Annotated in this window: 24 protein-coding genes; 8 read left to right on the plus strand and 16 right to left on the minus strand. The window is 42.7% G+C overall.

Features of this window, described 5'->3' with window-relative positions:
* Positions 1 to 87: 87 nt before the first annotated feature.
* On the minus strand, positions 88 to 2073 hold the full coding sequence (parE, locus tag GQ61_RS06310; RefSeq protein WP_085784511.1) for a DNA topoisomerase IV subunit B: 1986 nt from the start codon (positions 2071 to 2073) through the stop codon (positions 88 to 90).
* Positions 2074 to 2147: 74 nt separating this feature from the next.
* On the opposite strand from parE, the gene GQ61_RS06315 reads away from it, so the two are divergent.
* Genes GQ61_RS06315 through GQ61_RS06335 form a run of 5 tightly spaced genes read left to right on the plus strand, consistent with a single transcriptional unit; the run spans position 2148 to position 5694 of the window.
* A complete protein-coding gene (locus GQ61_RS06315; protein WP_085785078.1) occupies positions 2148 to 2396 on the plus strand; it encodes an HIG1 domain-containing protein in 249 nt (82 codons plus the stop codon).
* The gene (locus GQ61_RS06320) at positions 2356 to 2925 is read left to right on the plus strand and encodes a cob(I)yrinic acid a,c-diamide adenosyltransferase (protein WP_085784512.1); all 570 of its coding nucleotides are present in this window, start codon (positions 2356 to 2358) and stop codon (positions 2923 to 2925) included. Before GQ61_RS06315 ends, GQ61_RS06320 begins: the two co-directional genes overlap by 41 nt.
* 55 nt (positions 2926 to 2980) lie before the next feature.
* A complete protein-coding gene (locus GQ61_RS06325; protein ID WP_085784513.1) occupies positions 2981 to 3730 on the plus strand; it encodes an electron transfer flavoprotein subunit beta/FixA family protein in 750 nt (249 codons plus the stop codon).
* On the plus strand, positions 3730 to 4686 hold the full coding sequence (locus tag GQ61_RS06330; RefSeq protein WP_085784514.1) for an electron transfer flavoprotein subunit alpha/FixB family protein: 957 nt from the start codon (positions 3730 to 3732) through the stop codon (positions 4684 to 4686). Before GQ61_RS06325 ends, GQ61_RS06330 begins: the two co-directional genes overlap by 1 nt.
* 3 nt (positions 4687 to 4689) lie before the next feature.
* The gene (locus GQ61_RS06335) at positions 4690 to 5694 is read left to right on the plus strand and encodes a phosphotransferase family protein (RefSeq protein WP_085784515.1); all 1005 of its coding nucleotides are present in this window, start codon (positions 4690 to 4692) and stop codon (positions 5692 to 5694) included.
* Between the two features lie 35 nt (positions 5695 to 5729).
* Here the strand turns inward: GQ61_RS06335 and GQ61_RS06340 are convergent, their stop codons facing one another.
* Complete coding sequence (locus tag GQ61_RS06340) at positions 5730 to 7148, minus strand: hypothetical protein (RefSeq protein WP_085784516.1); 1419 nt, start codon at positions 7146 to 7148, stop codon at positions 5730 to 5732.
* Positions 7149 to 7389: 241 nt separating this feature from the next.
* On the opposite strand from GQ61_RS06340, the gene GQ61_RS06345 reads away from it, so the two are divergent.
* The gene (locus GQ61_RS06345) at positions 7390 to 8232 is read left to right on the plus strand and encodes a hypothetical protein (protein ID WP_085784517.1); all 843 of its coding nucleotides are present in this window, start codon (positions 7390 to 7392) and stop codon (positions 8230 to 8232) included.
* Between the two features lie 281 nt (positions 8233 to 8513).
* Here the strand turns inward: GQ61_RS06345 and GQ61_RS06350 are convergent, their stop codons facing one another.
* From GQ61_RS06350 to GQ61_RS06380, 7 genes are all read right to left on the minus strand, one after another.
* Positions 8514 to 9254 carry a GNAT family N-acetyltransferase gene (locus tag GQ61_RS06350; protein ID WP_085784518.1) on the minus strand — a complete coding sequence of 247 codons (741 nt, stop codon included), beginning with the start codon at positions 9252 to 9254 and terminating at the stop codon, positions 8514 to 8516.
* 89 nt (positions 9255 to 9343) lie between these two features.
* Entirely contained in the window at positions 9344 to 10297 is a 954-nt protein-coding gene (locus tag GQ61_RS06355) for a nucleotidyl transferase AbiEii/AbiGii toxin family protein (RefSeq protein WP_085784519.1), read from the minus strand.
* Entirely contained in the window at positions 10290 to 10883 is a 594-nt protein-coding gene (locus GQ61_RS06360; protein ID WP_085784520.1) for a hypothetical protein, read from the minus strand. Before GQ61_RS06360 ends, GQ61_RS06355 begins: the two co-directional genes overlap by 8 nt.
* Positions 10884 to 11443: 560 nt before the next feature.
* Positions 11444 to 12097, minus strand: coding sequence for an IS1595 family transposase (locus GQ61_RS06365; protein WP_085783673.1), 654 nt, complete (start codon positions 12095 to 12097; stop codon positions 11444 to 11446).
* 35 nt (positions 12098 to 12132) lie between these two features.
* Entirely contained in the window at positions 12133 to 12444 is a 312-nt protein-coding gene (locus GQ61_RS06370; protein WP_085784521.1) for a hypothetical protein, read from the minus strand.
* A complete protein-coding gene (locus tag GQ61_RS06375; RefSeq protein ID WP_085784522.1) occupies positions 12441 to 12833 on the minus strand; it encodes a hypothetical protein in 393 nt (130 codons plus the stop codon). Before GQ61_RS06375 ends, GQ61_RS06370 begins: the two co-directional genes overlap by 4 nt.
* Before the next feature lie 127 nt (positions 12834 to 12960).
* On the minus strand, positions 12961 to 13566 hold the full coding sequence (locus GQ61_RS06380; RefSeq protein WP_085784523.1) for a hypothetical protein: 606 nt from the start codon (positions 13564 to 13566) through the stop codon (positions 12961 to 12963).
* Between the two features lie 135 nt (positions 13567 to 13701).
* Here GQ61_RS06380 and GQ61_RS06385 point away from each other — a divergent pair, with 135 nt between their 5' ends.
* Entirely contained in the window at positions 13702 to 14829 is a 1128-nt protein-coding gene (locus tag GQ61_RS06385; RefSeq protein WP_085784524.1) for a DUF4424 family protein, read from the plus strand.
* Between the two features lie 330 nt (positions 14830 to 15159).
* Positions 15160 to 15459 (plus strand): GIY-YIG nuclease family protein, encoded by a 300-nt coding sequence (locus tag GQ61_RS06390; RefSeq protein ID WP_198157295.1) that lies wholly within the window; start codon positions 15160 to 15162, stop codon positions 15457 to 15459.
* A gap of 82 nt (positions 15460 to 15541) precedes the next feature.
* Here GQ61_RS06390 and GQ61_RS06395 read toward each other — a convergent pair whose 3' ends face one another.
* The 7 genes from GQ61_RS06395 to GQ61_RS06425 all read right to left on the minus strand — a co-directional run bounded on the left by GQ61_RS06395 (position 15542) and on the right by GQ61_RS06425 (position 19035).
* Positions 15542 to 15892: a DUF3147 family protein gene (locus GQ61_RS06395; protein WP_085784526.1), complete on the minus strand. Its 351-nt coding sequence runs from the start codon at positions 15890 to 15892 to the stop codon at positions 15542 to 15544.
* Positions 15893 to 15943: 51 nt separating this feature from the next.
* The gene (locus GQ61_RS06400; RefSeq protein ID WP_085784527.1) at positions 15944 to 16327 is read right to left on the minus strand and encodes a DUF6632 domain-containing protein; all 384 of its coding nucleotides are present in this window, start codon (positions 16325 to 16327) and stop codon (positions 15944 to 15946) included.
* Positions 16328 to 16627: 300 nt separating this feature from the next.
* Positions 16628 to 17014 carry a hypothetical protein gene (locus tag GQ61_RS06405; RefSeq protein WP_085784528.1) on the minus strand — a complete coding sequence of 129 codons (387 nt, stop codon included), beginning with the start codon at positions 17012 to 17014 and terminating at the stop codon, positions 16628 to 16630.
* Positions 17015 to 17121: 107 nt separating this feature from the next.
* The gene (locus tag GQ61_RS06410; RefSeq protein ID WP_085784529.1) at positions 17122 to 17571 is read right to left on the minus strand and encodes a hypothetical protein; all 450 of its coding nucleotides are present in this window, start codon (positions 17569 to 17571) and stop codon (positions 17122 to 17124) included.
* A 65-nt stretch (positions 17572 to 17636) separates the two neighbouring features.
* Positions 17637 to 17852: a hypothetical protein gene (locus GQ61_RS06415; RefSeq protein ID WP_085784530.1), complete on the minus strand. Its 216-nt coding sequence runs from the start codon at positions 17850 to 17852 to the stop codon at positions 17637 to 17639.
* Positions 17853 to 17924: 72 nt separating this feature from the next.
* Positions 17925 to 18455: a chromate transporter gene (locus GQ61_RS06420; RefSeq protein WP_085784531.1), complete on the minus strand. Its 531-nt coding sequence runs from the start codon at positions 18453 to 18455 to the stop codon at positions 17925 to 17927.
* Positions 18445 to 19035, minus strand: coding sequence for a chromate transporter (locus GQ61_RS06425; protein WP_085784532.1), 591 nt, complete (start codon positions 19033 to 19035; stop codon positions 18445 to 18447). Before GQ61_RS06425 ends, GQ61_RS06420 begins: the two co-directional genes overlap by 11 nt.
* Positions 19036 to 19161: the final 126 nt, after the last annotated feature.

Consider the following 19161-nt stretch of genomic DNA (forward strand, 5'->3'; position numbering starts at 1 on the left):
CACAATGACGAGAAAGTTGTTCGTATGATAGGAAAACTGAACGTTATGATGTATTCCATCATCACCTTCAAGAGAAGGACTCTCTCTTTAAACGTCTAAGTTGTAAGCGAAATGAGCGCGGCTTTGAATAAATGAGAAGCGCTTTTCAGGACGACGCCCCATCAGGTTGTCAACGAATTCCGCAAGGGGAATAATCGGAGTATCGGGAAGCGTTTCGTCCATCACGGTTTCTGGTAAACGGACTTTCAATATTTGACGTTGCTTGGGATCCATGGTTGTTTCTTTGAGCTGATTCCAAGCCATTTCACCAAGACCTTTAAAGCGACTGATGTCGACTTTCCCTCTAAAAGTTTTAAGCAAACGTTCTTTATCTTCATCATCTCGAGCATAAGCGCTCTTGCTGCCTTGACTCAAACGATAAAGGGGGGGAAGAGCCAAGTAAATATGGCCCTGCTCAAGAAGGGGCCGCATCTCTAAATAGAAATAGGTCATCAACAAAGAAGCAATGTGTGCCCCATCCACATCAGCGTCGGTCATAATAATAATACGTCCATACCGCAGTTTTTCAGGTCGACAGTCTTTGCCCGTTCCACACCCTAAAGCTAAGGACAAATCTTTAAGCTCTTGGTTGCCTAAAAGTTTATCTGTTGAAGCGCTTGCAACGTTAAGGATTTTTCCTCTTAAGGGCAATACGGCTTGAGTTTTACGATCGCGTGCTTGCTTTGCGGACCCACCGGCTGAATCTCCCTCAACCAAAAAAAGCTCTGTTTCTTCTCGACTTTCACTAAGACAATCAGCGAGTTTTCCCGGTAACCGCAAGCGTCGTGTTGCTGTTTGACGTTGCGTTTCCTTTTCGTGACGACGTCGTAGACGATCTTCCATACGCTCAATAAGCGCATTCAGAAGAACTTGAGCCGCTTCCTTATGGTCACTTAGCCAATGGTCAGCCATATCTTTGACCACCCCTTCCACAAGACGCGTCACGCCGGGTGTAACGAGCTTTTCCTTTGTCTGACCTTGGAAATGGGGGTCACGTATAAATACGGAAAGCATCACAGCGGTCCCATCAACACAATCTTCGGCCGTGAGATGGGAAGCTTTTTTCAAGCTTAAACGTTCTCCATAGCTTTTGATTGCTTTGGTCAACGCTTGACGAAATCCTGCTTCATGACTGCCCCCAAGGGGCGTAGAGATGGTATTACAATAGGAAGAGAAAAACCCATCGCCCATTACAGGCCAGGCCATCGCCCATTCCACTTGACCACTTCCATCATTAAATTTAGCGGATCCTGAAAATACCTCTTTAATGATTAAAGATTCTTCACTTAAAGCTTCCTTTAAATAATCGGCAAGTCCTCCTGGGAAATGCAATACGTCTTTGGTAGGAATTTTAGACTCAGGTTCTAAAAGAGCAGGATCACAGTGCCAACGAATCTCAACACCTTTAAATAAATAGGCTTTCGAGCGCGCCATTTTATAAAGTTTTTCAGGACGAAAATGGGATTCTTCACCAAAAATTTCTGGATCGGGTTTAAAGCGCACTAATGTTCCATTTTCAGATTTTGTAGCCCCAACAGCCGTTAAGGGTTGCGTCATTAATCCACGGCTGAAAGCCATTTCCCATTCTTTGCCTTTTATAAAGACATGAACTTCTAGCGCCTCACTCAAAGCATTAACAACGGAGACACCGACACCATGAAGACCTCCAGCTGTTTTATAAGCTTTTCCACTAAATTTACCCCCCGAATGAAGGGTGGTCATAATGATTTCAAGAGCCGACTTGTCAGGAAATTTAGGGTGCCGATCAATGGGAATCCCACGACCATTGTCTCGAACCGAAAGAAAACCATCGGCAGAAAAAACAACTTCTATCCAACTCGCGTGCCCGGCCACAGCTTCGTCCATGGCATTATCAATAACTTCAGAAAACAAATGATGCAGTGCGTTCTCATCTGTTCCACCAACGTACATGCCAGGACGACGGCGAACGGGTTCAAGCCCTTCAAGAACTTCAATATCTTTGGCACTGTAATCGCTGGGTGTATGGCTCACTGAATCAAATAAATCTTTCATGGCTATCTCAGAGACCTATAAATATGCTATCTTTCTTGTAGCACAGCTTTGGGTAAGGAAAAAAGAAATCTCTCATGAGTATGATTTTATTGGTTATCGTCATTGCCGGTATTTTAGCCACCCTTATCTCTTTGGGGCTTGGGGTTTTTAATTTAATTACTTCAAGGGGAGAAAAGAAAAGAGCTCTTTTAAGTAATAAATTAATGCGTTGGCGCATCATATTTCAGGTGATTACTTTGATTATATTCACTGCCCTTTTAATTTTCACAAAGAAATCTCATCATGGTCCTACTGACACGCATATACACCAAGACGGGAGATAAGGGAAAGACAGCTCTCGGTGATGGGTCTCGGGTCAGTAAATGTGACCTGAGAGTCGATGTTATTGGGACGGTTGATGAAGCAAACGCTACTCTTGGATTAGCGCGTTTACACGTTCGAGAAAAATATGATCTCGTTCTTGCTCGTATCCAAAATGATCTTTTTGATATGGGGGCAGATCTTTGCCTTCCCCAAAACGCAAATAATGATCAAGCTCTGCGCATTCAAAAGAGTCAAGTGGAGCGATTAGAAAAAGAAATTGATCAGATGAATACTGAGCTTGAACCTCTCAGGTCTTTTGTCTTGCCTGGTGGAAGCGCCGTCAGTGCTCATCTTCACCTTGCTCGCACCGTTGTACGAAGGGCCGAGAGAATTTATTTTGCTCTCATTTCCCATGATAACACCCTAAACCCTGAGATTGGGCGTTATTTAAATCGTCTTTCCGATCATCTTTTTGTCATGGGGCGTTATTTAAATAATCATGGAAAACATGATGTTCTCTGGGATCCAGGAGCGAATTTAAAAGGCTGAACCCTTGACATATCTTTGTATCCTTCGTTAAATGCTTTTAAGGGAGGACATCATAATGAAAATCTTAGTCGCGGTTAAAAGAGTGATCGATTATAACGTCAAAGCACGTGTGAAATCTGATCAATCGGACGTTGATCTAACCAACGTTAAAATGGCTATGAATCCCTTTGACGAAATTGCCGTAGAAGAAGCTGTGCGGTTGAAGGAAAAGAATATCGCAACGGAAATTGTCGTCGTCAGCATCGGTCCTTCGCAAGCGCAAGAAACTTTAAGGTCAGCCTTAGCTTTAGGGGCGGATAAAGCAATTTTGGTTGAAAGTGATCAGCCGACAGAGCCTCTCATCGTTGCAAAGATTTTACAAAAATTAATCGATCGAGAACAACCACAGTTGGTTATTCTTGGCAAGCAAGCGATCGATGATGATTGCAACCAAACGGGTCAAATGCTGGCCGGACTTTTATCCTGGCCTCAAGGCACTTTTATTTCCGAATTAAAGATTGAAAACGCGCAAGCGCACATCACACGGGAAGTGGATGGGGGACTAGAAAAGCTGAAATTATCCTTACCCGCTGTTTTGACAACGGATTTGCGTTTAAATGTTCCTCGTTATCCAGCGTTGCCTAATATCATGAAGGCCAAACAAAAACCTTTAGAAACACTTGCAATGAGCACCCTCGGGGTGGACGCAAAACGCTCGCAAAAAATCCTAAAGGTAAGTGAGCCTGCCCAGCGGAAAAAAGGAATTCGCGTTGCCTCCGTTGAGGATCTTATACAAAAACTTCATCAAGAAGCAGGGGTAATTTAATGTCCGTTCTCGTTATTGCTGAGCATGATCACAAAAATTTAAAACCAGCGACCCTTCACGTTGTTACCGCAGCGCTGACCATTGATCCATCGGTCATTGTTTGTATTGTCGGAGATCAAATTCAAAAGATTGGAGAAGAAGCGCAAAAAATTGAAGGAGTTGAAAAAGTTTTGTTACTCTCCCATCCCGCATTGAAAAATTTTCTTGCGGAACCTGTGACAGAAGCCCTTAAAAATATTGCTGCGACCTATAGTCACATCTTGGCCCCTTCAACTACGTTCGCCAAAAATTTTATGCCGCGCTTGGCAGCTCTTTTGGGTGTTGGACAAATCTCGGATGTGATGGCTGTGGAATCCCCTTCTGTTTTTCAACGTCCCATCTATGCAGGCAATGCTATCGCAACTGTGGAATCAAGTGATCCCATCAAAGTTATGACCGTACGAACGACAACTTTTCCTCGTGCACACGGGGGTAAGGGATCGGCAACTCTAGAAACAGTTTCTCTTCAAGATATCAAAGAAGCAGGGTCCACATATGTGGATACTTTGGCTTCGGTTTCTGCCCGCCCCGAATTAACAGCTGCCAGAGTGGTTGTCTCTGGAGGGCGGGGATTACAAAGCAAAGATAATTTTAAAATCATTGAAGAATTGGCTGACCTGTTGGGGGCGGCGATTGGCGCTTCAAGAGCTGCTGTTGACGCAGGTTATATTTCCAATGACCATCAAGTGGGACAGACTGGAAAAGTCGTTGCGCCAGAGCTTTATATTGCCGTCGGCATTTCAGGAGCCATTCAACATTTGGCAGGAATGAAAGACAGTAAAATTATCGTCGCTATTAACAAGGACGAAGACGCCCCCATTTTTCAAATTGCGGACTTTGCCCTCGTAGGTGATTTGTTTCACTTAATCCCTGAACTCACTCAAGCGCTGCGTTCCCTGAAAGCCAAAGCAAGTTAAGCGATGGATGACCCCATCCTTAAGAGTCACTGGGAACGCTTTAAAGACCATGTGTATTTAGACAAAGCTCTGGCTCAAAAATTACTGCATCCTTTCATCCCGGATACGCTTGAGACACTCCACATTCTTTCTGAAGGATGTGCCAACACAAATTATAAAGTAAGTTTTAAAACAGCTCATCCTCCCGTTGTCATCCGCATTTATGTGCGGGAAAAATCAGCGTTGAAAAGAGAGCTGGCTATTCATAAAAAAGTAGCAGGAACACTCCCTGTTCCCCATTATTTATATGCTGATGACAGCTGTTCTCTTTACACTCATCCCTATGCCATTGTTGAGTGGATTGAAGGGATTATGATGCGTGACATTGTCCTGCAAAAAGATGAAAAAGCGATTTCTGAATGCACCTTTGATGCAGGGCTTTATTTAAATGAATTGCGTCATATCACATTGCCCAAAGGAGGATTTTTTCAAGAAGATTTTCAGATACGCCCCTTTCAAGAAGATGAAAAATATCTCCCCTACGTAACAATGCTTTTAAATGATCCTATTGTGATTAAGAGTTTGGGGCCTGAGCTTCATCATGGAACTCAAAAACTTGTCCGAGACTATGCCGCACTCTTGCCATTCGAAGATGACGCCAATCTCACCCATGGGGATTATGATCCAGCAAATATGTTGGTTAAAGAAGTAAAAGGCGTTTGGAAAATTGCCGCTATTTTGGATTGGGAATTTTCTTTTGCTGGACCGTATTTGTTAGATATAGGAATGATGCTGCGTTACAGCCATAAGCTGCCCAAATGTTACGAAGAAAGTTTTATCAAAGGCATTGAGTCTTCCGGCAATCTTTTGCCTCAAGAGTGGAAAAGGCAAGCAAAGTTGATGGATCTTTTGTGTCTTTTGCAACTGATTCACCATAATCCCTATGACCAACGCCCAAAAATGAATCGGGATGTTGTTTCTCTTGTAACCCACACCGTTTCCCATTGGGCGATGATGCAAAAAAAATGAGGCCTTTTTCAAGGCCCCATCTTTTTATGATGAACCTATTTTCCGTTGTTTTCGTCATCTCCGTCTTCATCATCGGAGCTTGCGGAGTCGTCACCTTCAAACGCTGAAGTGTGAAATGAAGTCGTGTTTTCTTGAGCCATTGCTTCTTGTTGAAGGCTAAACTCTTCCTCGTCAATCATCCTAGGCGATTGGGGGAACATCACGACGCCTTCTTCTTCCTCTTCTTCATCCACATCAGGTGTGTGTACAGCCGTTGTATTTGAAAGTGGCTTTATGGGGCCAACCATCATCGCAACAAAGGCATCTTCTAAAAGTCGCCTATAGGGTGTGTAGGGGTTGCTCCGTGCAGAAGAGGAACGATAATTTCCTTTCGCTTTCTGACGGCGATCTTCTGACTCATAAGTTTTCTCTTCTGACTGTTCACTCTTTTGTTCAGACTCAGCATTGGGGTGACCTGACGTGGTGTGAGTGTTTTCTTCAGGCGCTTTAAATTCTTGAGAGAAAGAAACAGATTGCAAAGCTGTCGATCCTTCAGAACCGAAAGTTTCCGGTGCTTGATAAAGCGTAACAGCCGTGGAGACATCTCCTTGAACACTCTCAGAAACAGGGGCTAACGTAAACGTTGGCATCTGAACAAAGTGTGGCAGGGATGATTCAAATCCTTGGGCAAGCGTCACGGAATTTGGACGCATAAAGTTCAAAGGCTCACGCTCAACAGTTGGCATTTGAAACGTTGGCATCTGCACAAAAGTTCCCACAGCTGTATCATCCACAAATGTGGTTGGCACTAGGGCTGAACTTGGGCTCGGCACGATGGCAGAACGCGGAATGAAATGCATAATTCCTTCGCCTTTTGGCAGTACTTCTCCCTCAGAAAAGGACATTCCTGACTTTGAGGCGATCTCTCTTCCCATACGGTCTAGGACTGAAAGAGAATCTGACGTTGGCTCACTTTCTGGCATCCGTGCAAGATAGCTGCCATCTGAGCGTAAACCGTATAATTTTTGAGCTTCTTCAAAGGTTATTGGCTCCAAGCAGGGCTCTGGATGTGTTTGTGTTGACGGTGTGGCATTGGGTGTATTTTCGAGCTGAGTGTTACTTCCAAAAAGACCGCCCAACCCTGTGGTAAGCATTCCAAAAGCAGAAATCACACGTCCTGAAACTGATCCTGGGTAGAGCAACTCACACGCACCGGCCGAAAGAACAGCGGCACCAAAAGCCACTTTGCCTTTATGATGTAATACAGTTTCTTTAAAAGCTTGAACGCGGCTTTTTTTGGCGGGAGGAGCTTTACGATTGGGGACTGAAGTGACTTGAGATTTTTCGTCGGCAGTGAGGGTTTCTGTAAAAGTACGCTTGGTGGCATAAGCACTCGATGACATCATGAGAGCCAAGGCGAATGTTATTTGTAACCCATTTTTGATTGATCGATCTTTCTTTAACGTCAGTTTCATTGGAATCCCCATCCCTCTAGTGAATAATATGTGAGACACATATGGGAATGATTTTAAGGAATTCAATGGGGGAAGGTCGTTGGATCCACTGGATCACGTTGCTGTGCGCGTGATGACGGACATTGCTCCTGCGAGGCCTCTTGGCCGCGGCAGTCCACCGTAACATTTTGATTGCAATAGACCGACCTTGTCTCTAGTGTCCCCAGAACGATGAAATACGTATAGAGAAGGATCGTGAACCATGCGCTTGAGCCAGGTGTTTTTTGTTTTTTTGCTCGTATCCGGAATAGGTTTCGGCAGTCGGGCGTCTGAGCCCCTCTTCGAAAGCATCTCTTATGAAGTGTCTTCTAAAACCTATGTGATCAAATCCCAGCAAGGGGAGACCTTTCGGGTGATCGACGATCAAAAGGCTTATAATGCGTTGGTTTCTTCCCGGTTCTCCTATGTGGCGGACCATAAGGAAGCGTTACCGAATTCCCAAGCGTTTGACGTCGACCCCGCAAAAAGTCTTTATTTAGATACGGATTGGCGGGCCATTACCAACGCTACTTTGTCCCGTCCTATTTTAGTGACCAACTATCTGTATAATTGTGTAGGGATCGTTTTAAGGGATTCCCAGCGTCAAAAAGTGGGACTGTTTCATCTCTCGCCCTATAAGCTTGGAGCAACCACGGACGTTTACGTGGAAGAATTCATGCAAGACTCAGAGGTCAAGAATGTTGAGGCCATGCTTATCAGTGGCCGTCTCTCGGATAATCTGACTCGGTGTTACACGGCATTGACACAGAAAGGGATTAAAATAACCACCCTTCATACGCTGCCCTATATCTTGCTCGATGAGTGTGAGGTTTTCTCAAAAAGCGTCTTTGCGGACTCCAAGGCTTTGTTGGAAAGTCCAGAAAAACTGATGTCCGTTTTGCGGGATGCTTTCCTAAGGGTCGCCGTCGACGCAAGAACCATGACTGTTTCTTTCACGTTTGACTTTGAGGCCTTTGATCGCTTGTATTCCCAAGAGGGGGGCACTCTCAAAAAAGCCGAAGCCGCGAAAGCCGCCGGCGTGCATGTGCGCTTTTCAGAGGAATAGAGGGACGGACGTCCTGTGTCATCGCGAGACGCTTCTTAAGCGTCGTGGCGATCTAAGCTGGATCACGTCGCTACGCTCGTGATGACGGACATTGCTTCTGCGAGGCCCCTTGGCCGCGGCAGTCCATCTTGCTTATTTAACTGGATCACGTCGCTTCGCTCGTGATGACGCACTTCTATAGGCCGTCATCGCGCCGATTCTTTCAGAACCGCGGCAATTCAGCGTGCTTATTTGTAACCAAGCCACGTCACTGCGAGGCCCCTTGGCCGCGGCAGTCCAACTTAGTTCTGCTGAAGAGCGGGATTCACCGCAAAAGACCACGCATATTGATTGGTGTCCTGGTCCGTTCCCACAAATTTAAAAGAGAGGGCCTCTGCAAATTTAGTGGATAAGCCGTTGCTCTTGGCAATCATGGCCATCGCATAATCCATTTTGGTGACCCCTTGATCCACCTCTCGAATATAGGACACGACCGCCTGCACCGCACTGCGGGCCAACCCGCGACGTTGATAATCGGGGCGAATATACCATTCTACTTCAAAACACACTTTGTCCTCCAAAAAGGCAAAGGGCGTATTCCAGGTGGGAAAGCGGGGATCATAATAGGAGGCGCGATGGTGTCCATAAGCAATCATCCCCACGGGCACGTCCTGGTCGCCGTCGCGAAGATTAATAGTCCACCCGCGGATGCTGCTAAACCGTTTATTTCCCTCAAAAAGGCGCACCATTTTTTGCAAGTTAAAGCCCGGCCGGTATTGATGGGCGGACAATAACTTGTCATCCAAGACCTCAAGCGGCCCCGCATCCTTGCGCTTGATTTTGGTTAAAGACCCAATCTGTTGTGGCCCTTCATCCTCTGTGCCTTTGCGATAAAGAAGCAAGGTGGGCAACGTATTGGCCGTGGAATAATCCTCATAATAGGCCTCTTCCCAGTTTTGATCAGAGGTATAGGACGCTTTCAGATCTCCCTGAAAGGCGCCAACCCCCAGCCCCAACATGCTTACTATTAAGCCAAACCGCATCCTAAACACTCCTCTTTATCGTACATTCTACGCCTCCCAGTGTAGGGGGTATTTTACAAAGAGTCAAAAAGTTATGGCTGGGTGAGTGATTACAATTGGTGAGAATGTTTTTGGATCAAGGCAACTACTTCATCAAAATCGGGCTGGCCTTGATAGTATAGGGTTCGACTTTTTTCATAAGCGTGTTTAAATTCATTTCGGATGAGGGGGTCAGTTAAAGTAAACGCTTCATTTTCGTGAATAATTTTATGATCAGCGTCTCGAAAACGCTTTTTCTTATGGGCGTGATAGTCAGCAGTTCCGATAAAATTTAAGATGGAAGGCTCTTTCAACAAACAGTAGACATCATAATAATGTCTCATAAAATTTTCTGGAAGAGAGTTTTTGTTTGTTATTTTTCTATATTTTGTAGAGATGGTTTGAAGTTTTTCAACAAAGGTATATCCAGGATCATAGCAACGAACTTTGCGCGCGCGATTATCCTTAACGGGAACGCGATTTGCAACAGCATGATCATAAGCCCATGAGGTAATATCCCGAGGTTTGTTGGGCGAAACATCATCAAAGCCTACTTCCAATAGAATGCCTTCTTTTAAGTGAGTAAGTGCGGACGTTCTTGAGTGATACAATAAGCGTATGCCACCACTGCGAAATTTTTCATCATCAAAATTTTTATCGCGTTCCACGGAATCAATGCCATCAATTTTTATTCTCTTTTGCAAGGCGTTATAAAAATCTCGCCGACTGTTACAGTGTGAGGGCTTGTTTTGATTTCGACCTGTATACACTGTCATGCCAGAAAGAGGCTCTATGCGTATATCGATATCTTCAGAAAAACGATGAATAATTTGATAGCCTTTGGAAAGAGAGGTTCCCCCTTTTAATTGAAAAGAGAGGCCCATTTTTTGCAAGCCATAAAGACAATGCATAATCCAATAATCTTTCTCGATAAGTGCGGGATCCATATTTTTTTTATGTCCAACAATGTTCAGCAAATCAGAAAAATTGGAGTGATGATGGAGATAGTTAAGAGACTCACCCATGAGCGACAGTCCCTGTCGATGAGGACAGAGCAAAAAACTTTTTTGTGCGTTCGCCCCCATAAGAGGAAACAGCCCTGTCAAGGGCACGTCCTTTCAGGGCCGTGATTTTCTTTCGCACCTGCTTCAACACATTCTCTTTATTTTCTGCAAGACGATCCAGGTTATTGATAAGATCAACGAGCAGAAATTCAGGGCTGAGTTTTGCGGGAAAGTCCGGCTTCATCCGGAAATGAAAAGAACGTCCGCCCAAAGTAAAAGTACCATGCCTTTTTTTATTATACACAACCGTTTCATTGTAAAGTTGTGTCGTGCCAACCCCAAGCGTGTTGTAAGCATTCGGTGAGGTGAGAAGAAACTTATGACTTTTCAAAAAAGCGGCAACCAACTTTTTATCGTCGGCGGGCGCAGTCCCAAAAACGGTGGTTTTTGGACAATAATAAAGCCCCCCAGAAAGCTTTTCCAACGCGCCCTCATGAACAAGAAGTTTGAGATGACGATCCACGGCTTTGGAATATTTCTCTAAGTCCGCGCGCCTGTACACCCTTCCCGGTCTTAAAATTTTTTTTAACTTATCCAATTCACGCATCCCTCACCTCTATAATTATATTATGGTTCTTTAATCTAATAAATGCAAGTTTTTTTATTTAAATTTCATGCAATTTTGTGATGAAAAGAAAGAATAGTCAATGCTAAGAGTCAAAAGAGTGTTGGCCGAGAAAAAAGCAAAAGTTAATTGATTGTGGATTAAGAAGCAGTCACAGAACATTTCTTTTCAAGAAAGCAAAAATTTAAAATTTTCCGAATAGAAGTGATATTTCTAAAAAGACTTTGTACTATCTCTACAATGAAATCATAAATCTTATTCTTTTGAAAGATATTCTCTTATTGATTGTTTTGATTTCTCAATTATATCATTGTTGTTCTTTGCTATCTTTCGAAGATAAGGATTAATTTGAACACTTAGAAGCTGATTAGTGTCTTTGAAATTTACATTCTTAATATTATTCAGTGCTTCCTCAATGTGAATTATTTGTTTTATTGAATCTTCTGATTTATCATGTAAATCAAAAGAGAAAGAGATTAGAAAAAAATCTAAAATTTCTAATTGAGCAATAAGATTATTTTTGGGGCTGAAGTAGTTAAGAGTTAGTGTCTGGTTGCTCTATACCATGATTTCAGCTGGGTTAGAAGGTCTCTATGGTTCCCTCCATTGAAGCGCCACTCGCATTCCTTGAGAAACCAGTAGAAATTCTCTTTCTTTATACCGTTAAATTTCCTCATCTGCCGTTTAGCTTGATTCCAAAAATTTTCAATACCATTGATGTGATTATGCTTATCTGCAAACAGCTGACTATGATTGATACGCCGATGATGAAAATCGCTGATATCAAGGGCATTGTAAGAGCGAAAAGTATCTGTATAAACAATGCTGTCAGGCTGAACCTTTTCTTTAATGATCGGCAAGAGAGTATCTGTTTTTGCGTCTGATATGATGGCAGTGTAAACCTTTCCCCCTCTCTTCAATAGCCCAAAAACCGCCACTTTTCCACCTGCACCCCGGCCTCGTTTGCCTTTACGAACCCCCCCAAAGTAACTTTCATCAGCTTCAACTTCTCCTGAAAGCTCATACGATGGCAGTTTGCTTGCTATCAGCTTTCTAAGCCGCCGATAAAATGTGATGGCTGTGTTGGCCTGAATTCCAATCAATTCAGACGCAGCTCGTGCTGTTGTTCCAGCTACAAAGTGCTCTATCAACTTGCTCTGCTGACTTGCTCTTAATCGGCTTTTTCTCTCATACATTGCGTAGCTATCTTAACCTCTTTTTTAGGTCTTAGCTACTTCAGCCCCTTATTTTTTATTTGAAAAAAATCTTGTTCTACGTTAGGTGGAATTTTTCCATAAGTGGAGTCTATTTTAAGACTTAATTCAGTTGTTTTTTTGTGAAAATCATTAAAAGATATACGCAAATCCTTTAGGTTGGAGGGATATTGACTAATAATTAACTTTTTATTTTGGTCTTTTTGTTCGTTACGTTGAACATTAGTGTTTATCCAATACGTTCCTAAAGCGCCTAAGACAGTACCTATTAAAGCTCCTAAAACAGGACAACATCTTACTAAAATCTCATAGATTTTTTTTAAACTCACTTATCACAATCCTTTAAGCAAGCATCTAAATTTTTCTTCAAATCATCTAAGCTAACTTCAATATTTCCTTGAAGACTTGCTGTTGCAGGATTAAGCACTATAGAGTGATCAGTTTTCGGCTGGGCAATGAAACCTTCTTCATAGCTTAGTAGAGCGTCATACCCAACTTTTTTGTCTGCATTAGAGAGTCGGTCAAGTTTTTTACGCTCTATATGTTTTTCTAACCATTCTCTTGATACTTTCACTTCAGTTTGCATCGTTATAGGGCGTGTAGATTCTTGGTAGGAAGCAATACATTTAGCTCTGCATTCTTCTTTTGTTTCTGCATAAATAGGAATAGTCCATATTAATGGAAAAGAAAATCTTAGTATGAAAGAAATATATTGCATATGAACTCTCAAATTATAAAGTAAACATATTTACACTATAACACAAATAAACAGATTTTTATGTTAAACATAATTCATGATCTCTCTAAGTTTTTCACAAACGCCTTCTTATCAACTGTTACATTGTTTAATGTGTCGGGCTGATTTCAAAGAAAAATACTTTTAACCGTTTCTTTTTGTCCCATCCTGAGGTTGTCTGTATATAGGTTTGCAAGGAATTTCTATATTGTCCTTTCTTATTATCTGTAAAACCCGCTTCACCAAATTTATAGTCATACACATAAATTGTGTTCGTGCCTTTATCTTCCAAAGTTACATCGAGCTTTGCAGGATAAGCTCCTCTGGCTCCATAGTTCTTTTCAAGTTTGACATTATTAAAAACGCCCAAATCTTGAAAAAGTTGTTTAGCGTAGGCGTGCTTTTTAGTTCCTGCAACACGAGGATCATCATGGGGGTTATCGAGAGGAGCGTTAAGATCAATGAAGTAATCCGCTTCATTCGCAATAGCGCCCAAAAGGCTCCTCAGGGTGTTTTGAGTAAGGTTTGCGCGTGCTCTGTTATAAGCTTGCGTTACCGCATCTCGTAATCTCTCATGGCGTGCAGTTACGGTCGGCATGGGGCCTTCTTCACTTGAACTTGAAGAGGCTTTGACAATCTCACTATTTGATAACGAGAGACCAAGGGTGAAAACAAGAATAAAAGAGCGCTTTATAAAGTTTGAAAAGTCTATCATTTTTTCCTCCAACAAAATTAGGAGATTCTAGATTAAAGAAAAGAGGTTAATATTTTATCTACCTCGTCCCCCCTTCCCAATGTTCTGCAAAGGCCCTATGATAGGCTTCTTCACCAACGTTTAGGACTGATTTCCATGGGCCTCTCCTCTTCCTCCCGCCGTTTTTTGTATGCCGCCTTTACCGTTATCGGATTGGGTGTGCTTTCCTATCCTGCCCGTGCCAACGACACTTCGGCGACGGTGGCGGGGGGTGGGATTCATTTCAAGAAATCCGCTGACATCAGTATGGACAAAGAGGTCCTGAAGATCAGCGTTGATAAAATCGACATCCGCTATGTGTTTTTCAATCACGCGGACAAAGAGGTGCATGAGCTGATCGCTTTTCCCCTGCCCTTGTCCCCCTATGGGAATGCGGAGGATAACTGGCGGGTGCACCCCTCATGGGATGAGGACTATATGGCCCGCAAGCTCTTGGATGAAAATCCCGGCAGCGCGCTGGACCAGCATCCCTCAAACTGTAACCTTAAATGTTGGCTGGATAATGCCGCGTTCATTAACTTTGAGCGCACCGTCAATGGGGAGAAATATGGGTATAACTATCGCACCCAAGCCTTTGACCCCAACGGAAAAGACATTACCAACCTGTTGATCAAGCACAAGATCCCCCTGTCGTCGGCGTATCTTATTGGGTACATGGAAGAAGGGGCGTTGCACCAAAACAAAGCCCTTCAGGAAAAGCTTAAAAAACTGCATCTGTTGGATGGGAAAGGAAACCCTCTTTGGAAGACCCAAACCACGTATTTTTGGCAGCAATATTTTAAGCCCCAAAGCGAGACGGTGGTGACCCATAGTTATAAACCCCAAGCAGGCTATCATTGGTTGACGGGGAAAGACATCAAAACCTTTGACGACATTAAAATTGAAAGCCGGGATTTGGACGAAAAAAGCTGGCGCAATTACTGTGTGAGGCCCGACGACCAGGCGCAGATCCTCAGCTATTTTAAAGCCTTGCGCCCCGATGATTCTCAAGTCGTGCGCGCCATGGAAGTTCAATACATCCTCTCAACCGGCGCCAATTGGAATGGGCCCATCAAAGACTTTACCCTTGAAATCACCCCGCCCACTCCCGATACGATCGTGGCTTTTTGTTGGCCGGGAGCTGTGGAAAAAAGCGAGATGGGGACAGTGATCGCGCGGGCAGAAAACTTTACGCCGGACAAAGATTTGAAAGTTCTTTTCATCTCCCTCAAGCCGGGGATATAGACGTTGAAATAGACTGGATCACGTCGCCGTGCGCGTGATGACGGACATTGTCACTGCGAAACTTCTTGGTCGACATTCTGTCATCGCAAAACCCCGTTAGGAGTTGTGGCGATCTAACGTAGCGTCGCTGCGAGGCCCCTTGGCCACGGCAGTCTCGTTTGTTTGTGCTGGATTGCTTCGCGCTGCTCGTGATGACGAAAGAGGGGAGGGTTCGCAATCAATGACGTATGAAATCAATATCGTCATCGCAAAACTCCGTTAGGAGTTGTGGCGATCCACCTTGGTTGTGGTGAAGTGTGTCGTGGTTCTCACAATGACATAAGGAGGAAAATGATGATCGTCCTAAAACTCCCCGCCATCTATATCGTTACCAATAAACGCAATGGAACATTGTACACCGGTGTGACGTCTAATCTTTGTCAGAGAATCTATCATCATAAGAACGCAATAATTTCTGGCTTTACTCAAAAATATAAGTGTCACTTACTCGTTTATTATGAACGTTTTGAAGATATGGAAACTGCAATTCTTAGAGAAAAAAAGATTAAATCAGGATCTCGACACAATAAGATAAAATTAATTGAATCCCTGAATCCTGAATGGCGGGATTTATATGATGAAATTTTTTAGAGAAACTGGATCACGTCGCTGTGCGCGTGATGACAGAGAAGAATAAACACGGACGCTTATGATTCTGGCGCTGGGTCTAAATTCAGGAAGTAATATTAAGTGCTTTCAATAGCCTCACTGTTATAAAGTAGAAGGAGACCATCAAAAATAAAGAGAGTGAGAGGGAGAGATAATAATTGATTTCTTTTTTAAGGAGGACAATTAAGAAGACAAAAAAGGACAGGGAAGGGATAATCAAAATCAAAATATTCTTGGAAAGCTCTATAATTTTTTGAGTGTTTTTCGTATCAATATAAAGCCAGGTTAAAGCAAGAACAGAAACAACAGGAAGAGACGCGATCATTGCCCCTAATAAAGCATTGCGTTTAGAAATCTCTGCAATGGAAACGATAATGACCGCAGAAATGATGACTTTTAAAATAACATATGTCATGCGCCCCCCCCTTTAAGTAAGATCTCTAACGCCCATAAAAAACAAAGACGCTTAAGTTTTCTTGCCCGTCCGCGGCATCAAAAATCCCAGGACTGCGGCGACGATAAAAAGTACAGGAACGTCGCCAAATAAATGTCCGACATGGTGAGAATAAACGACCGATTGGATCGCCATGATTCCCCCGTGCACAATGCTCGACCAAACCGTGAACCAGATAAGACTGCGATGGGCTAATGGATCTTTAGAAGCCATGATTAAGAATACGCCAAGGGTTGCATAAATTCCCAAAATCATCTGGAGGTACTCTGACTGTCCCGTATGCCATGACCACCCAGAAGGCCACAAGATTGTTAACGGGTAAATGCCAATAACGAATGTTATGCCAAATAAGATTAAGGTTATTTTTAAGTATTTGATGCGATCGGTTAGCGTCATGATTTCATCCCCTGAGTAAAGATGTAATTTTTTATTTTTATTATTGGGTAAGTATATCACGACATTTTTGTTAATGATAGGTTTCAAGGTCTTTCTTGTGAGATCTGCCTATTACATCTTGAATAAACTTCAAAAGCTTCGACAATAATAAGGGGTGACAGGGATGGAAAAACCTTTAAAATTGAAGATGGCAAAGTTTATTCCTTATAGCGGTTTGTGAAGTTTTGTGAAGAAGGTTCTCGGTAAAAAGTCTGCTTCACTTATTTTTTCAGAAACCGCATAATAAGACGGCAGTTCTTCTTAGCGAGAAGTTGAAAAAACAATATCTTCAATGTTTATAGAAGAACCAAGGACGTCCGTTTTTTGTTTGCGGTATTCTGCTTCTGCTTTTGTAAAATAGGCCAAATATTCTGGAATTTCTGCAAAAGCAGACAGATAATTCGCCTTCGCCTTTTCAAACAAGGTGCGACCTTTCTCAAGGATAAACATGATATCAGCAGGACATAGAATCCTGTTTCCTCTATGAATAATTTCCTTCAAATCTGAAACAGTTTTTGAAGTATTATGAGGTCTCTTTGGGTAAGTGATCTCCCAATCGTCCTGTGTCCAAGTGGCGGAACAAGGAGTGATCACTCCGAGCAGGAGTGTCATCATCATAAGTGAAAGTTTAACTCTTAATAAAAGCATCCGTATCTCCCTTTCTTCAATAACAGGAGAGTAAGTCTTATTGAAATATTAGATGTTAGTCAATAACTTTGATATTGTTTATCGCCAACAATGACGCCTCTTGTTTCTTACTCTGGAAAGACATCAGAGAGAAACTTCGTGACCTTTAAGCGTATTGTTTTTATGCGCGTGTTATAGTGTGCGTGTCCTTTGAGTCTTTCAATGATATCAGCGTGGGTAAGTGACTCTGTAACCCGTGCTGACACAGGGCTTTTTATCGTTTCTATATGGTCGATATCTGCCACTAACGCTTTGTAGTTTTGCCGATAATCATAAAGAATTTCCTCAACGGTTTCACTTTTTACAGCACGTCTTCCAGCCTGAGGATACTTGCCCAAAATACTTTGCAAGCGTGCTTCATAATAGGGTTTGCTCTCCAGAAGATTTGGATCAGAAATTCTTGTCCGATAACGTCTTAATTTTGCGACATCCTTAACAAGCTCAGGGATTAAAAGATCCATGGATTCTTTTTTTTCTTTTAGACCTTGAGCAATTTTCTCAAGCTTACCAAGCCCCACCCGGACGGCATGTCTTATTTTTTTTCGATTTTCGATGTAAGGAAAAAGATCTGGATTCGTCCTGATTAACCGCGCATCAATAAGGCGTTGTTGTGAGGCAGCTCCCCATTATTGAGACGAAATTCTTCGATAATTTTGGAAAGTTCAGTAGCATCAAAACTTGTGTACGTGATTTCTTGAATCGGTTGCGTTGCCTTTCTTAGTCGAGAGGCTTCAGCTGTGTGTGCTGTTCCAAATAAAAGAATTCCCAAGCAAAAAAAAGTCGTGATTTTGTTTAGCATTTTCATCCCTCAAAATTTTAATTTTGCTAGAATTTATAATGCAGAATCCCACCCTTTGATAGCCCTACTTTGCTAAACTAATCCCATCATTCCCAAAATCATTCCGATAAGCAAAAAATAAAAAGGATTAATTTTTGTTTTGTAAACAAAAAGTGCCGTCACGATCGTGATCAATAATCCCCCTATGCTATGATCGGCAATCTTTACGATAATAAAAGCGCTGGATGCAATCAGACCAGTCGTGAGTGGCACGACGCCTTGTCGTATTGCTTCAGCCCACCAATTGGTTTCAAAACGCTTCCATAGCCGAGAGACATAATAGGTTAAAAGACAAGAAGGTCCGCACATAGCGATGGTCGCGACGAAAGCGCCACTTAAGCCTGCTACATGCCACCCCATCAGCGTCACAATAAGAACATTGGGGCCTGGAGATGCTTGCGCAATGGCAAAGTAATCTGCGAATTGCTTGTCAGTCATCCATGAAAATGTTTCTGTGGCTAACCGGTGCATATCAGGAACAACAGTATTCGCACCGCCAAAAGCCACTAAAGATAACATTGCAAAATGGAGGCCTAAGACACCTAAAACTGAACTAGGTTTCACGGCGCGCCTTTCTTAAGAAAATATAAACACTAAAAGGGGCCAAGCAGAGCAAAACGAGAATAAGGGGAAGCTTCAAAAGACCAACCCCAATAAATGCCAAGAGAAGAAATACAATGGACGTTTTGCATTTTTTCTTAAAGATGGGCTCTGCGATTTTGATAGCTAAAGCAGAAATAAGCCCTGCGGCTGCGACAGTCACACCTTTTAAAGCATTGTGAAAAATCTCAATATTTTGAAAACGTTGATACAAAATGGCAATCATCAAGACGATTAGAAAAGGAGGACCAATCAATCCAGCTAAGGCAGCAAAAGACCCCCAAACGCCTTGAAAGCGTGAGCCTAATATAACTGCAAGATTCACCATACTGGGACCTGGTAAAAACTGACATATTCCCAATTGATCCAAAAATTCTTGTGGCTTTAGCCATTTTCGTTCTTCAACAATCGTCCGATAAGCCAAGGGTAAAACGCCCCCAAAAGCCGTCAAAGACAGTTTCGCAAAGCCAATAAATAATTCCTTTTTCGTTAGGAGAGTCTCATTCTGAGTCGTTACATCAGTTTTCTGATCAGGCGTATTCATGGAAGTGAATCTTTTATAAAAATTTCTTTTACCCTACCATTTATCTAAGAAAGCGGGAAGATTTCAATTCATTCACTATACTTTTTTAAACTACCTATGCTTGATATAATTATGGTCGTTGCCAGT

The sequence above is a fragment of the Candidatus Nucleicultrix amoebiphila FS5 genome (genome assembly GCF_002117145.1).
Classification (GTDB): domain Bacteria; phylum Pseudomonadota; class Alphaproteobacteria; order Caedimonadales; family Nucleicultricaceae; genus Nucleicultrix; species Nucleicultrix amoebiphila.